Below are 15,182 nucleotides of genomic sequence, written 5' to 3' on the forward strand. Positions count from 1 at the left end.
GCGCGTGAAGCTACTTCTTGTTATTGATATGTAGCTTCACTGTCATTTTTCAAGTGGATAAATGCGACTGTTTTGGGTGATTTTTTGCTCGCCGGCCAGCCATCAATCCGGTACGCGAGAGAATGCGTACAGCGCATCGAGCACCGCATCCGGTTGTTCCGCCATCAACGCATGGCCGCAGTGATCGATTTGCACCACCTGACAGTGCGGCAGATTGGCGCTTAGCGTTGCCGAAGCCTTCAGCGTCGTCATCATGTCGCGCTTGCCAAGCACGAGCAGGGCCGGGCTGGCGACGGCTTTCGCCGCTGCTTCCCCATTCGCGTAGGCGTTGCAGGCGGAAAAGTCGATATAGAACACCTTTGCCGGATTGCGCCTGGCAATATGCTGCATCAGTCGCTGCGCGCCGCCCATCACGTAAAACCCCGGGCCGGGGCAGGAGGGCTTGTGCGCGATCGACGAATGCGACCAAATGTTGACCATGTCGATTGCCTTCTGCTCTTCGTTTTTCGCCGCCTCCAGCAGCATGCTCGATACTTTCATCGGATAGGCGGTGCCGACCATGGCCAGCTTGCTGCATCGTTGCGGTGCGCGGAATGCCGTCTCCAGCGCAACCAATGACCCCATGCTGTGACCGATCAGGATCGCCTTGTGCACGCCTGCCGCATCCAGCACTGCGAGCAGCCAGTCCGCCATGGCTTCGACCGTTGCCAGCGGCTCGCCCTTGCTGCGCCCATGACCGGGCAGGTCGACCGCCAGCACGCCGAAACCATGGTGCGCGAAATACCGGGTCTGCAGGACCCAGACAGAATGATCGTTCTGGGCGCCGTGGATGAACACGGCCGTGGGCAGGGACGGATCGAACGGCTTGCCGCCGGTGTAGCAATAGGCTTCGTGGCCTTGTACGTTGAATAGCACCTCATGCTCCTTTCTGCGCAGCCTTCAGCCCGCGTCCCAAATCTTCGATCAGGTCGTCGGTGTCTTCCAGGCCGATCGACAGGCGCATCGTGCCTTCGGTGATGCCGGCTTCCTGCAGCTGATCAGCTGGCACCCGGAAATGGGTGGTCGACGCCGGATGGATGACCAGTGACTTGGCATCGCCGACATTAGCCAGGTGGGAGAAGATCCGCAGCGACTCGACGAAGCGGCGGCCCGCGGCGCGGTCCCCCTTGATGCTGAACGAAAACACTGCGCCGCATCCCTTCGGCAGCAGCTTTTGCGCCAGTGCATGATCCGGATGGGAGGCGAGTTCCGGGTAGGCGACCGAATCCACTGCCGGATGCGCAGCCAGAAATTCGACGATGCGGCGGGTATTGGCTACATGACGCTCCATGCGCAGGCTCAGTGTCTCGATTCCCTGCAGGATGGCGAATGCGTTGTGGGGGCTCATCACGGCGCCGAAGTCGCGCAAGCCTTCGCGTCGCGCACGCAGCGAGAACGGCGCGACCGACGATTCTTCGGAAAACACCATGCCGTGAAACCCGTCATACGGTTCGCACAGCTCGGCAAAATGGCCGGTTTTTTCATATGCAAGCTGCCAGTCGAACGTACCTCCGTCGACGAGCAGGCCGCCGACGGCTGTGCCATGCCCGCACAGGAACTTGGTTGCAGAATGCAAGATCAGGTCGGCGCCATGCGCGAACGGCTGCAACAGGTATGGCGTGGTAAAGGTCGCATCCACCATCAGCGGCAGATGGCGTTCGTGTGCGATCGCGGCGACTTGGGGGATGTCGAGCACGTCGAGCCCCGGATTGCCGAGCGTTTCCCCGAACAGCACCTTGGTATTGGGACGGATTGCGCCGCGCCAGGCATCGAGGTCGCGCGGATCGACGAAGGTGGTGTCGATGCCGAAGCGCTTTAACGTATAGGCAAGCAAGTTGTGCGAGCCGCCGTACAGCGCGCGCGAGGCGACCACGTGCGAGCCGGCACCGGCGATCGTGGCCAGCCCCAGATGAAGCGCCGCCTGGCCGCTGGCGACGGCGATTCCCGCCACGCCGCCTTCCAGCGCTGCGATGCGCTCTTCCAGCACCGCATTGGTCGGGTTGGAGATGCGCGAGTACACGTGACCGGCGCGCTCCATGTTAAACAGCGAGGCTGCGTGGTCGGAATCCTTGAACACGAACGAGGTGGTCAGGTAGATCGGCGTGGCGCGCGCGCCGGTGGTGGGGTCGGGCGCGGCTCCGGCATGCAGCGACAGGGTGTCGAAGCCGGGGTATTTGGGATCGCTCATGAGGTGGTTTGTCTCCCGGAACTGGTTTGAGTGTGCGCAATCCTAGCATCGAACGCAACATTGAGCTGTCATGCAGGTGACATCTGCCGTGCTGGATTTTTCAGGCAGCTTAGGCTACATTTGAGCTGCTAAAACAACAATTCCTCTACCAGGGTGACGCCCATGAAAGTATCCGAGATTCTGAAGGTCAAAGGAGACATCCTTTATACCGTGACGCCAGACACGCCGATGTCGCAAGCCGTCGACACCATGGCGGAAAAGGATATCGGCTCGCTGGTGGTGATGGAGTACGGCGAGCTGGTCGGCATGCTGTCGTTCCGCGAAGTGATGAAAGCGCTGTACGACAACAAGGGCGAGATCGGCAGCGGCACCGTGCGCAAGCACATGGACGACCATCCGATCACGATCACGCCCGACACCGACGTCAACGAAGTGCGCCGCCTGATGCTGGAGCGTCATGCGCGTTATGTCCCGGTGGTGGATGCCAAGACCCTGATGGGCGTGATTTCGTTCTATGACGTGGCGAAAGCGGTGTTCGAGGCGCAAAGCTTCGAAAACAAGATGCTCAAGGCCTACATCCGCGATTGGCCGGCCGAGGGCGACGAATAACAATCACGTCCACGCGATGAAACAGGCCGTTCATGGTAAGCGAACCATGAACGGCCTGTTTCATATGCGCGCCCGTTTTTAGGCATCATTTGCGGCAACCAGGAAAGGGGATTCCATCCATGCATATCGCAATCATCGGTGCCGGCCTGTCCGGACTGACCTGCGCACACCGGCTTCAGGCACAGGGGCATGAGGTCATCGTGTACGAGAAGGGCGAGGAGATCGGCGGCCGCATGAGCACGCGCCAGACCGAGCTCGGCGGTTTCGATCTGGGCGCGCAATACTTTACGGCGTCCAGCAGCCGATTCAGGAAAGAGGTTGCCGCATGGCGCAGGGCGGGCTGGGTCGCGCCGTGGGATGGGCGCCTGGTGACGCTCGATCATGGCGTCGCGAAAGCCGCCGGCCGCACTAGCGGAGCCGGCCGGGAGCGCCTGGTTGCGGTTCCCGGGATGGCATCGCTTGCGCAGCGTCTGGCGCAGGATATCGAGGTTCGTGCCGGGCAGGCGGTGTCCGGGCTTGAATGCCATGGCACACAATGGCTGCTTTCGGTGTTGTGCGAAACGGTGCCAGTCGCGGCGACAGCCGGCCCCTTCGATGCAGTCGTGCTGGCCATCCCGGCCGAGCGGGCTCTGCCGCTGCTGGAGCCAGTGTCGGATATCGCCGTCCAAGCCGGCGGCGCGCATCTTGTGCCGTGCTGGGCATTGATCCTCGGCTTCCAGGAAGCGTTGAACCTGGATTACGACGGGGCCTGGGTACAGGGTTCGCGGTTGAAATGGATCGCGCGCGACGCCTCCAAGCCGCAGCGGCGGCCGGGCGAGCACTGGATCGGGCATGCATCGCCGGAATGGAGCCAGGAGCACCTGGACGACGATCCCGAGCGGGTCAAGGAAAAACTGCTCAAGGCGTTTCACGAGGCAACCGGCTCGCCGGTCAACCCCGTGTATGCGGATGTGCACCGCTGGCGCCACGCGCAGGCTGACCGGCCGCTTGCGGCGGATTGCTGTTGGGACGAGGGGGCGCGTATCGGCGTCTGCGGAGACTGGTTTGCCGCCGGACTGGATGGCAGCGGCCGCATTGAAAATGCCTATCTGAGCGCCATGGCGCTGGCCGATGCGATGTGCGCCGGGCAGCCACGCTGAACCTGCGGTATCGAAAGCCGCGACTTTCTGCAATACGCAGACAACGCTTGCGTTGTCCTCTACACTTGCGCCATTGATAACAGGCACTGCCGGCCAGCGGGCGAACGGTCTTCCTGCTGTCAGCCGGGTGCATTCCGCTTTCAATTTTTTCGAACATTCACCATCATGAGTCAATCCAGTCAATTCGCCTTGCTTGCGCAACGCCGTTTCGGCCCGTTTTTCTGGACCCAGTTTTTCGGCGCGTTCAACGACAATGTCTTCAAGACCGCGCTGCTGACGATTCTGACCTATGAGGCATTGAGCTGGACATCGCTCGATCCCGGCTTGCTGAACAACCTGATCCCGGGGCTGTTCATTCTGCCGTTCGTGCTGTTTTCGGCCACGGCCGGCCAGCTGGCCGACAAGTTCGAGAAATCGGCGCTGGCGCGTTACGTCAAGCTCCTCGAAATCGCCATCATGACTGTTGCCGCCGTCGGTTGGATGACGCACAGCCTGTGGCTGCTGGTCGCCGCCGTTGTCGGCATGGGGCTGCATTCGACGCTGTTCGGCCCGGTCAAGTACGCCTATCTGCCGCAGCAGCTGAAACCGGAAGAACTGGTCGGCGGGAATGGCTTGATCGAAATGGGGACCTTCGTCGGAATCCTGCTGGGCGAGGTGCTGGGCGCGGTGCTGGTTGTGCACAAGCCTTGGGGCATCCAACTGGTCGCCTACGGCACCATTGCTATCGCCATGATCGGCTGGCTCTTCAGCCGCCGCATACCGGATTCTCCCGCACCCGCGCCGGACTTGAAAATCAACTGGAATCCGCTGACCGAGACGGTGCGCAACATCGGCTTCACCCGCCAGAACCGCCCCGTGTTCCTGTCCGTGCTTGGCAATTCCTGGTTCTGGTTCTACGGCGCCGTGATCCTGGCGCAGTTCCCGGTTTATGCCAAGGATTACCTGCATGGCGACCACAGCGTCTTCGTGCTGCTGCTGACCGTGTTTTCCCTCGGCATCGGTGCCGGCTCCCTGCTGTGCGAGCGCATGTCTGGCCACAAGGTCGAGATCGGCCTGGTGCCGTTCGGCTCCATCGGATTGTCGCTGTTCGGCTTCGACCTGGCACTGGCCAGCACACACTACACAAATGCGGTGCCGGTCGACCTGGCAGGTTTTGTCGCGCAGCCCGGCAGCCTGCACATCCTGTTCGACTGCATGATGATCGGCATGTTCGGCGGCTTTTACATTGTCCCGCTGTTTGCACTGATCCAGACCCGCTGCGACCGCAAGCATGTGTCGCGCACCATCGCCGGCATGAACATCATGAATGCGCTGTTCATGGTGGTCGCCGCCTTATTCGCGATGGTTCTGCTGAAAATGGGCTTCAGCATTCCGCAGATCTTTATGGCGACCGCCTTGCTCAATGCGCTGGTCGCAAGCTACATTTTCTCGCTGGTGCCGGAATTCCTGATGCGTTTTCTGGCATGGCTGCTGATCCACACCGTTCACCGTGTGCAAACCGTCGACACCGACCGCATTCCGGAAGAGGGCGCTGCGGTCCTGGTCTGCAATCACGTCAGTTACGTCGATGCCATCGTCATCATGGCAGCCAGCCCGCGCCCGATCCGCTTCGTGATGGATCACCGCATCTTCAAGATTCCGGTGCTGTCCTGGATATTTCGCACTGCCAAGGCAATTCCGATCGCGCCTGCCAAGGAAGATCCGTGGCTGATGGAAAAATCGTTTGTCGATATCGCGCAAGCCTTGCATGAGGGAGAGCTGATCTGCATTTTCCCGGAAGGGAAGCTGACCACGACCGGTGAAATGAATGAATTCAAAGGCGGCATCCGCAAGATCCTCGACCGCACCCCGGTGCCGGTGATTCCGATGGCGCTGCGCGGGCTGTGGGGCAGCATGCTTACCCGTAGCCCGGGCAATCCGTTCGAACGTTCGTTCCGGCGCGGCCCGTTCTCGCGCCTGTCGCTGGTCGTGGGCCAACCGGTCGCACCGGCAGTGGCCACGCCGGAGGCGCTTTATTCGCAGGTGCGCGAACTGCGCGGCGACTGGAAGTAACGTCGGGGCGCGAGCGTCATGCCCGCAACGCTTCCTCGTCGCTCTGCCGCTGTGGCGCAACCAGCGGCAGGCTTAGGATGAAGGAGCTGCCGCGTCCGAGTTCGCTGTGCACACGGATGCGTCCGCCCAGGATGCCGGTCACGATGTTGTGCGCGATGTTCAGGCCCAGCCCCGATCCGCCGGAGCCGAGCTTGGTGGTGAAGAAGGGATCGAAGATGCGGTTCAGATTGGCGGGCGGGATTCCCACGCCGTCGTCCTGCACCAGGAGCTCCAGCCAGCCGTCGGCGGCATCATGTGCCGATATCAGCACCGTGCCGGCAGAGCGGCCTTCGAAGCCGTGCAGCAGCGCATTGTTCACCAGGTTGGTGATGACCTGCCCGAGCGGCCCGGGATAGCTGTCCATTTTCAGGCCGCCGGCGATGTCCTGCTTAACTGAGAATGACGTTTTCTTCAGCGTCGGCCACAAGGTCAGCATGATTTCCGCCACCACTTCCGCAACCGAGAACGTGCGGCGCTGCGAACTGGTCTGGTCGACCGCCACCTGCTTGAAGCTGGCGACGAGGTTGGCTGCACGCTGGAGATTGCGCACCAAAATGTCGCCAGCGTTTCCCGTGTCCGCGATGTAGTGTTCGAGCGTCGAGCGTTTGATGCCGTTGTCCCTGGCGTAGCTGGCATTCAGCGATCGGCTCTGGTCGAGCAGGGTGCTGGCGACCATCAGGCTGTTGCCGATCGGCGTATTGAGTTCATGCGCGATGCCGGCAACGAGGGAGCCGAGCGCGGCCAGCTTTTCGCTGCGCACCAGCTCTTCCTGCGCCATGTTCAAGGTGCCGAGCGTGTACTCCAGTTCCTCGTTGGCTTGCTGCAGTTCCTCGGTGCGCTCGATCACCCGCTGCTCGAGCGTCGCGTTCAGTTCGCGGATTTCATTCTCGATACGGCGCTTGTCGGTCACGTCGGTGCAGGCCAGGATGCCGAACTTGTCGCCGGCCAGCGTAAAGGTATGGCCGAATATCTCCACCAGGACCTTGCTGCCGTCGCCACGGAGCATCCATATCTCGGGCCTGCTGTCTGCAGTGCCGGTCTGCCTTAATTCCGCGATGAGTGCAACGCGATCTTCGGGGTTGCAATACAAGCCAAGCTCGGAAGTGTTTTTTCCGAACACCGAATCGCGGCTGCGCAGGAACAATTGCTCGAATGCGCGGTTGACATCCTTGATGACGTAGTTGCCGCGCACTTGTGTGACAAACATCGCGATCGGCGAAGACTGGAAAATGCTGGAAAAGCGCTGCTCACTGGCGCGCAGTTCTTCTTCGGCGCGCTTTCTTTCCAGTTCCGCCGACGCACGTTCGCTGAAGACTTGCAGCAGCGAACGCACCAGGTCGGGATTGCCGAGCGGCTGCGAATGCAGTACCGCCAGCACCCCGACTGTATTGCCGGCGGCATCGCGCAGCACGGCGCCGGCAAAACTCTGCCAGTCGTACTGGGGCAGCAGCGGGGCGGCCGGAAAACTTCGCTGAACGTCCGATGCATACACGTAGATATCTCCTTCCAGCGTTCGCTCGCACGGAGTACCGTCAATCGCAAAGTCGAAGGTCGCGATGCTGTGGCCCCGCTCGTGGGCCGCAATGGTGCGGAGCCGGTCAGGCGCGCCCGGCATGCGCAAGCCGATGAACGCGCAATCAGTGCGCAGCGCCGAAGCCAGGTCCGCCACCAGCAGGTCGAAGAAGGACTCGCCGGCGATGTCGCGCGTGCCTTGCGCCAGGCGCAGCAGGGCACGGTCCGCTTCCGCCTTCTGTGCCTCGAGCAGGCGCTGATCGGTGACATCGCGGATGACAACGAGAATGTAGCTTTCGTTGCTGGCGCTGAAAACGGTGCCGTTGGTGGTGCATTTCCGCTGAGTTCCCTGCCTGGTGCGCATTTCCCAGGAAAAGTTGCGCACGCTGTGGTGGATGCGCAGCTCGCGAAACATGGCTACCCGTTGCTCGGGGTTGATCCACATCTGCAGTTCGACCGAGGTCATGCCGACCGCTTCCTGGCGCGCATAGCCCGTCATCTCCACGAACGTCTGGTTGACATCAATGATTACGCCGTCGTTCATGCGCAAGATCGTGACTGCATCCGGATTGCAGTCGAATGCGCCGGCGAATTTGGCTTCGGACAAGCTCAATGCATCCTCGGCGCGGCGTTTCTCGGTGATATCCTCCGCGATGGATAGCAGCCGGTCGGCGCTGCCGTCTTCTCCGGCGATGTAGGTATGGTTCCACTGGCAGGTGATGATCCGGCCGTCGGCCCGGCAGTTTTCGATGATCTGGCGGTGCTCACTCCTGCCTGCGACTATCTTGCGAAATGCCGCATCGACTGCGTCGCGACTCGCATTCGGGATGATGAAGCCGGCGTGCCGGCCGATCGCCTGCGCACGCGCGTGGCCGAAGATGTTTTCCGCCGCCGCGTTCCATTCGATGACTTCGTACCGGCTGTTCCATTCGATGATCGCGATCGGGCTTTGTTCGACCAGCACGCGGAAGCGTTCTTCGCGCTCGTGCAACTCCTGTTCGACGCGCTTGCGCTGATCGATGTCCTGTTCCAATTCCCGGTTCTTGCGGTCGAGTTCGTCGAATAGCTTGCGCAGGCTGATCCGGGTGTCTTCCATGCGGCGGCTGAGCAAGCCGAGCTCATCGAGCCGCTGCCAGGTAAACGGCACTTCCAGCTGGCGCGCGGCCAGTCGTTCGGCGCCGAGGCTGATCCGCTGCAGCGGGCGCACCAGGCGCCGGTCCAGCAGGATCAGGATCAGCACGATCGAGAGCGCCGCCTGCGCGATCACCGCTATCGTCGACTGCAGCAGGTCATCGATCATGATGCGGCGCAGCCGTGCGCTGCCGACTTCGATTTGCACCGAGCCAATGGTGCTGCCGTGGTAGAGAACGGGCCTTTCGGTGGCGGCGGTATAACCGCTGCGTCGTTCCGGACGCTCGCCCGCAGCGAACACCCCGAGCGCGTTGTCGCGCACGTCGATGCGCACGACGTCCTCGTTGCGCGACATCATCGCTTCCAGCAGGGCGTTGCCACTTTCATGGTTGAGATTCCATAGCGGCTCCTGCATGCCATTGGCCAGCACGGCGGCATTCTGCTGCAACAAGTCTTCGGTTTGCTTGCGGATATCGTCGTTATAGCGCTTGAACCAGGAGTAGCCGTTAATGAGAAGGGCTGGTATCAGCAAGCCCAGCATCACCATGAGCACGATGGCGCGCCGCAGTGTCAGGGTGCGTCCTCTGCGCATCATGGCCGCTCCGGCAAGAAATGTGGCGTCATGCGGCGTGGTGCGCCAGCCACTTCTGCAGTTGGTCGGCCGGCATCGGCCGTGCAAACAGGTAGCCTTGGGCCAGGGGGCAGCCGAGCGCCGCCAGGATTTGTGCCTGGCGATCGTCTTCCACGCCCTCTGCCACCACCGACAGGCCGAGGTTGCGCCCGAGCTGGATCACCATTTCGGCAATGCTGCTGCCGCGCGCGGAGCTGGTGATCTCCGTTACGAAGCCGCGGTCGATCTTGAGCCGGTCGGCCTGCAGGCGCTGCAGGTAGCTGAGCGAGGAGAAGCCGGTGCCAAAATCGTCGATCGCGATGCTGACCCCGATCTGCTTGATCTTGCCGAGCAGCTCGATCAATGCGTCGGGTTCTTCCATCGCAATCGATTCAGTGATTTCCAGTTCGATGCGCGAGGCCGGCGCCCCCGTATCGGCCAGCACGTTGCGCAGCGTGTCGAGAAAGCGCGGATGGCGGAACTGTACCTGGGAGACATTGACCGACATCGTGAAATCGGTGAATCCGAGCGCCTGCAGGCGCACCAGTTCCTCGCAGGCCACGCGCATCACCTGTTCGCCGATTTCGATGATCAGGCCGGAGTATTCGGCGATCGGAATGAAGCGGTCGGGGGCGATGAAGGTGCCGTCCTTGGTTTTCCAGCGCAGCAAGGCTTCGGCTCCGACCGGTCGCCGCGTCGCGAGGTCGATTTGTGGCTGATAAACGACAAACAGTTCCTTCGCTTCGAGGGCCGATCGCAGCGCATGCATGAGGCGCACCCGTTCGCGGATGTCCACGCCCATGCTGCGCGAGAAATAGAAATGGCCTGCGCGTTGCAGCAGCTTGGCGCGCTTGAGCGCAATGTCGGCATCCTTGAGTGCATCCGCGCCGCAGCCATCGTAATCGTGCAGGTTGACCAGGCCGGCGGTGGCGGACAGCTGCACCTCTTGCCCGTCGATGCGGAACGGCTTGTCGAACAGGTTCAGGATCACATTCGGATTGACGAGCGCAGCATTGCCGAGCACGCTGAAGGTGTCGCCGCCCACGCGCCCGACGACCAGCTGTTCGCCCAGCTCCGACTGCAGGCGCGCTGCCACGCCCAGCAAGAGCGAGTCGCCGAATTGATGGCCCAGCGCGTCGTTGGTCTCCGCAAAGTGGTCAATGTCGACCAGGGCAAGCGTTGCCTCTGGCCTCGACGGCGCAGCGAGCGTTGCATCCAGCATTTCCCTCAGCCGGGTGCGGTTGGGCAGCTTGGTCAGCGGATCGTAGAATGCCGACGTGTGCAGGCGCGACATCAGCAGCACGTTGTCGAGGCCGACGGCGATGTTGCGGCAGAATACATTCAGCAGTTGCTGTTCAATTTCGCCGAGGACCTTACCGGTATCGAAAAACGCGACGAACTCGGCGCTGGCGTTGCCGCCAAGGTAAAGCGCAGCGAAATCATCTCCGTAGACGTGGCGACGCTCGCGCAGGGCTGCCTGCATGGCGCCGGCAATATGGGCGCTGGAAAGCGCGCAGATCGGCTTGTTCAGTAGCCCGGCGTGCGGCCCGAGGGCGGCCACGCTCAGCAATTCTTGCCCGAGGTTGTCCGATTTTTCATGCCGGCAGAGCAGCCCGTTCGGAGGCAGATCGAGCAGGCGAGCCACCTGGCTGAGGACGCCAGCGGCAAAGCTGTCCAGCCCGTGCAGCGCCATCAGTTCGGAACTGGCGCGCGCGATACGGTCAAGCCCGCGCCGGCTGGCGTTGATCGCGCAGATCTGTTCGTAGGAGCGAATGGCTGCAGTCACGGTGGTGTACAGCTTGATGCGTGTCAGTTCCGACTTGGTCTTGTAATCGTTGATGTCGAAATCGCGGATGGCATCAATTTCCGGCGCGTAGCCGGGCTGGCCAGTGCGCAGGATGATGCGTACCTCGCTGAGCTTGAGTACTTCGCGGATATGGCGCACCAGTTGCAGCCCAGATTCGCCTTGTTCCATCACGACGTCGAGCAGGATGACAGCAATGTCTTGTTCGCATGCCAGCAGATCGCGCGCCTGTGCCGCCGAATAGGCATGCAGGAATTCCAGGGGGCGGTGCTGCATTTCCAGGTTGGCGAGCGCGAACATGGTCGCGGAATGGACATCGACATCGTCGTCGACGATCATGACCCGCCATACGGGTTGCCCGGTCGGGCGCCCGGTGCTGCCGGTCACGTCTGCCGTCTCTTCCAGAAATACAAGATCGTCGTCAGCCGATGTTCTCGATCTGCTCATTGTCCCCTCCGCAGCTCAGAGGTTTTTGCCTGAAAGCAATATACAGAAAATTCCATGTGAAACGATACGACTATGTGTTTTGTATTGCCAGGCTAGTAATTTTTTCTTGGTGCTGTTCCGGGGCGGTTATCCGGTGATCATGCTTTCAGTAGAATAATTTCACTCTGTAAATTATTTTTCGGATACTGCACGATATTTCGTTGTCGTGCAATCGGCGGATTTCTTTAATTTTTTCTGCGCGGTTAATCTGTCTTCCCGACTGTTGGTTGTCTCGTTTTTTCAACGATCACAAGGGTGATACGTTAAAATCGTGCCTTTCCTAATCAATTCGATATCAACATGTCCGGTAACACTTTCGGCACGCTCTTTTCCGTCACCACTTTCGGCGAGTCACACGGACCGGCCATCGGCTGCGTGGTGGATGGCTGCCCGCCGGGCATGGCATTGTCGGAAGCGGATATCCAGCCCGAACTCGACCGCCGCAAGCCGGGCACGTCACGCCATGTGACGCAACGCCAGGAATCGGATACGGTGGAAATCCTGTCCGGCGTATTCGAGGGCAAGACGACAGGTACGCCGATCGCGTTGTTGATTCGCAACGAAGATCAGCGCAGCAAAGACTACGGCAACATTGCCGATACGTTCAGGCCGGGCCATGCCGACTATACGTACTGGCATAAATATGGCATCCGCGACCCGCGCGGCGGCGGCCGCTCGTCGGCACGCCTGACTGCGCCGGTGGTCGGCGCCGCTGCCATCGCCAAGAAATGGCTGCACCAGCAGTTCGGCACTACTTTCATGGGATGCATGAGCCAGCTCGGCGAGATCGCTATCCCGTTCCAGTCTTGGGAGCATGTGCCGAACAATCCGTTTTTTGCCGCCAATGCGGATATCCTGCCGCAACTGGAGGCGTACATGGATACGCTGCGCAAGGAGGGCGACTCTTGCGGCGCGCGCATCGACGTGGTGGCGCAAAACGTCCCGGTCGGCCTGGGTGAGCCGATTTACGACAAGCTGGATGCCGATATCGCGTACGCGATGATGGGCATTAACGCAGTCAAGGGCGTCGAAATCGGCGCCGGTTTCGAGTCGATTGCACAAAAGGGAACGGTGCACGGCGACGAGCTGACGCCGGCCGGCTTTGCGACCAATCACGCCGGTGGCATCCTGGGCGGCATTTCGACCGGGCAGGACATCACGGTGTCGATCGCAATCAAGCCCACCTCGAGCATTCGCACACCGCGCCGTTCGATCGACAAGAGCGGCAATCCGGTCAACGTCGAAACCTTCGGGCGCCACGATCCCTGCGTGGGCATCCGCGCCACCCCGATTGCGGAAGCGATGCTGGCGCTGGTCTTGATGGACCACGCGCTGCGTCATCGTGCGCAGTGCGGCGACGTGCGCGTCGATACGCCGAAGATTGCCGCGCGCATCAAATAATGTTGGCAAGCCGCTGCCCGGGCGCCATTCCCGGGCTGTTGACGTTGGTCCTTCGACAGGCTGAGGGCAGGCGGGGCGCCGCGCAACCAAGCCTGCAGCACTCATAACATCACTCCCGTGCAGCATCCGTCCTGGCCCAAGCAGTCGTTCAGTTTCGCTCTGTTTTTTTTCGCGTACTACGGCTACGTCGGCGTCTTTTCGCCCTATGCGAGCCTGTATTTTTCAGGCAAGGGCATGAGCGCCGCCGAGATCGGCGTGCTGATGTCGCTGATGCAAGTCATGCGCATCTTTGGCCCCAACCTGTGGGGCTGGGTGGCCGACCGTCACCAGCAGCGCGTAACGGTATTGCGGCTGACGGCCGTGGCAGCCACGGCGCTCTTCGCCGGCATCTTTGTCGGGCAGACGTTTGCGCACTTCTTTCTGGTGATGGTTCTGGTGAACTTGTTTACCAGCGCACAGGCGCCGTTGTCGGAAGCATTGATGCTGTCGGAGATGCGCGGCGACCTCACGCATTACGGCCGCCTGCGGCTGTGGGGGTCGGTCGGCTTCATCCTGACGGTGACGATCGCCGGGCCGGTGCTCGATCGCTTCGGCATCCATTTGATGCCCTGGATCGCGATATCGTTGCTTGCGCTGGTGCTGGTCGCCAGCCTGCGCATGCAGGAGGCGGCGCCCGGGCCTATGCCGCACGGCACGCCATCGGTCACCGCACTGCTCAGGCGGCGCGAAGTGCTGGCGTTTTTTGTGTCCACTTTCATGATGATTGCGGCGCACGCGTCGCTGTATGTCTTCTACTCGCTGTACCTGGCGCAGATCGGCTATAGCAACACCGTGATCGGCCTCATGTGGTCGCTCGGCGTGGTAGTGGAAATCGCGTTTTTCTTTTTCCAGGCTCCAATTTTTCGTCGTTTCGGCGTACAAAAGCTGATGATGGCCAGCCTCCTGATTGCGGTGGTGCGCTTTCTGCTGATCGGCTTCGGCGCGCAGTCGCTGATCCTGCTGCTGATTGCGCAGGTGATGCACGCGGCCACCTTCGGCACTCATCATTCTGCATCCGTGGCGACCCTGCAGCGCTGGTTCTCCGGGCCGCTGCAGGCGCGCGGGCAAGCGCTGTTCACGAGTATCTCGTACGGGCTGGGCGGAACCGTCGGTGGACTGATTTTGGGCGTTTTCTGGGATACATTTGGCTCGCAAACAGTCTATTTAATGGCAGCAATGTTCTCGCTGGCGGGCGCCTTCGCAGCAGCATTGTCGTACCGCTGGCAACCCCATCGTCATGAGGAGAGAAAATGAAAACGGCTATGAGAGGTCCACTATGGAAGCGGATGCTGGCGGCAGCGATGATGCTCTCGCTGGTTGCCTGCGAAACGGTGCAAACCACGCAAGGCGGTGCGGTCGGCGTAACGCGCGAGCAGCGAATGGTGGTGCCGGCGGCTGAAATCCAGGAGGCGGCCAGCCAGGAGTACGCCCAGGTGATGAATGAGGCGCGCAGCAAAGGCTTGCTCAACCGGAATTCTGCTCAGGTGCAGCGCGTGCGCAACATCGTCAATCGTCTGATTCCACAAACTGCGGTTTTCCGCCCTGACGCATTGCAGTGGAGTTGGGAAGCCAATGTGTTGACCTCTCCGGAAGTGAATGCCTGGGCTATGCCTGGTGGCAAAATTGCCGTGTACACGGGTTTGATCGAACAGCTCCATGCCACCGATGAGGAGCTGGCCGCCGTCCTCGGCCACGAAATCGCGCACGCCTTGCGTGAGCATTCGCGCGAGCGGGCGTCGGAGCAGATGGTAGCGGGCAGCCTGATCCAGATCGGTTCCGAATTGCTCGGCTTGGGTGATGTTGGGCAGAAGGGTGCGGAATACGCGTACATGGGACTGGTCGGCCTGCCGCATTCGCGCAATCAGGAGTCGGAGGCCGACCGCATCGGCGTGGAGCTGGCCGCGCGCGCCGGCTATGATCCGCGCGCGGCGATTTCGCTGTGGCAGAAAATGGCGCAGGTCGGTGGCGCCGAGCCGATCAAATTCCTGTCTACCCACCCGCCGCGCGAAGATCGGCTCAATGACTTGACCAACTATTCGCAACGCGTGATGCCGCTCTACGAGCAGGCGCGCAAGAAGTAGGGATTGAAAAAAAATCAACAAACGCCCGCCGGATGCGAATGCGGGCGCTTTT

The 15,182-nt window shown here is 61.3% G+C and carries 10 protein-coding genes; 6 read left to right on the forward strand and 4 right to left on the reverse strand.

Annotated elements, in window-relative coordinates; translation table 11 throughout:
* Positions 1-102 precede the first annotated feature (102 nt).
* Both TSA66_RS17835 and TSA66_RS17840 read right to left on the reverse strand, forming a co-directional pair.
* Positions 103-915 (reverse strand): alpha/beta fold hydrolase, encoded by an 813-nt coding sequence (locus tag TSA66_RS17835; RefSeq protein WP_040040921.1) that lies wholly within the window; start codon positions 913-915, stop codon positions 103-105.
* A 1-nt stretch (position 916) separates the two neighbouring features.
* Entirely contained in the window at positions 917-2,227 is a 1,311-nt protein-coding gene (locus TSA66_RS17840; protein ID WP_040040922.1) for an O-acetylhomoserine aminocarboxypropyltransferase, read from the reverse strand.
* 162 nt (positions 2,228-2,389) lie between these two features.
* Here TSA66_RS17840 and TSA66_RS17845 point away from each other — a divergent pair, with 162 nt between their 5' ends.
* The 3 genes from TSA66_RS17845 to TSA66_RS17855 all read left to right on the forward strand — a co-directional run bounded on the left by TSA66_RS17845 (position 2,390) and on the right by TSA66_RS17855 (position 6,027).
* Complete coding sequence (locus TSA66_RS17845) at positions 2,390-2,836, forward strand: CBS domain-containing protein (RefSeq protein ID WP_040040923.1); 447 nt, start codon at positions 2,390-2,392, stop codon at positions 2,834-2,836.
* Positions 2,837-2,955: 119 nt separating this feature from the next.
* Positions 2,956-3,975 (forward strand): NAD(P)/FAD-dependent oxidoreductase, encoded by a 1,020-nt coding sequence (locus TSA66_RS17850; RefSeq protein WP_040040924.1) that lies wholly within the window; start codon positions 2,956-2,958, stop codon positions 3,973-3,975.
* A gap of 165 nt (positions 3,976-4,140) precedes the next feature.
* Positions 4,141-6,027: an MFS transporter gene (locus TSA66_RS17855; protein ID WP_040040925.1), complete on the forward strand. Its 1,887-nt coding sequence runs from the start codon at positions 4,141-4,143 to the stop codon at positions 6,025-6,027.
* 16 nt (positions 6,028-6,043) lie between these two features.
* On the opposite strand, the gene TSA66_RS25730 is transcribed toward TSA66_RS17855, so the two are convergent.
* Complete coding sequence (locus TSA66_RS25730) at positions 6,044-9,304, reverse strand: PAS domain S-box protein (protein ID WP_052452416.1); 3,261 nt, start codon at positions 9,302-9,304, stop codon at positions 6,044-6,046.
* A 25-nt stretch (positions 9,305-9,329) separates the two neighbouring features.
* A complete protein-coding gene (locus TSA66_RS17865) occupies positions 9,330-11,570 on the reverse strand; it encodes a putative bifunctional diguanylate cyclase/phosphodiesterase (RefSeq protein ID WP_040040926.1) in 2,241 nt (746 codons plus the stop codon).
* A gap of 339 nt (positions 11,571-11,909) precedes the next feature.
* On the opposite strand from TSA66_RS17865, the gene aroC reads away from it, so the two are divergent.
* The 3 genes from aroC (at position 11,910) to TSA66_RS17880 (ending at position 15,130) form a co-directional block, all read left to right on the forward strand.
* On the forward strand, positions 11,910-13,010 hold the full coding sequence (aroC, locus tag TSA66_RS17870) for a chorismate synthase (protein ID WP_040040927.1): 1,101 nt from the start codon (positions 11,910-11,912) through the stop codon (positions 13,008-13,010).
* 117 nt (positions 13,011-13,127) lie between these two features.
* Positions 13,128-14,303: an MFS transporter gene (locus tag TSA66_RS17875; RefSeq protein ID WP_040040928.1), complete on the forward strand. Its 1,176-nt coding sequence runs from the start codon at positions 13,128-13,130 to the stop codon at positions 14,301-14,303.
* Positions 14,304-14,311: 8 nt separating this feature from the next.
* Positions 14,312-15,130, forward strand: coding sequence for a M48 family metallopeptidase (locus TSA66_RS17880; protein WP_232429489.1), 819 nt, complete (start codon positions 14,312-14,314; stop codon positions 15,128-15,130).
* The last annotated feature ends 52 nt before the right edge of the window (positions 15,131-15,182 follow it).

The organism is Noviherbaspirillum autotrophicum, from assembly GCF_000818395.1.
GTDB lineage: Bacteria > Pseudomonadota > Gammaproteobacteria > Burkholderiales > Burkholderiaceae_D > Noviherbaspirillum > Noviherbaspirillum autotrophicum.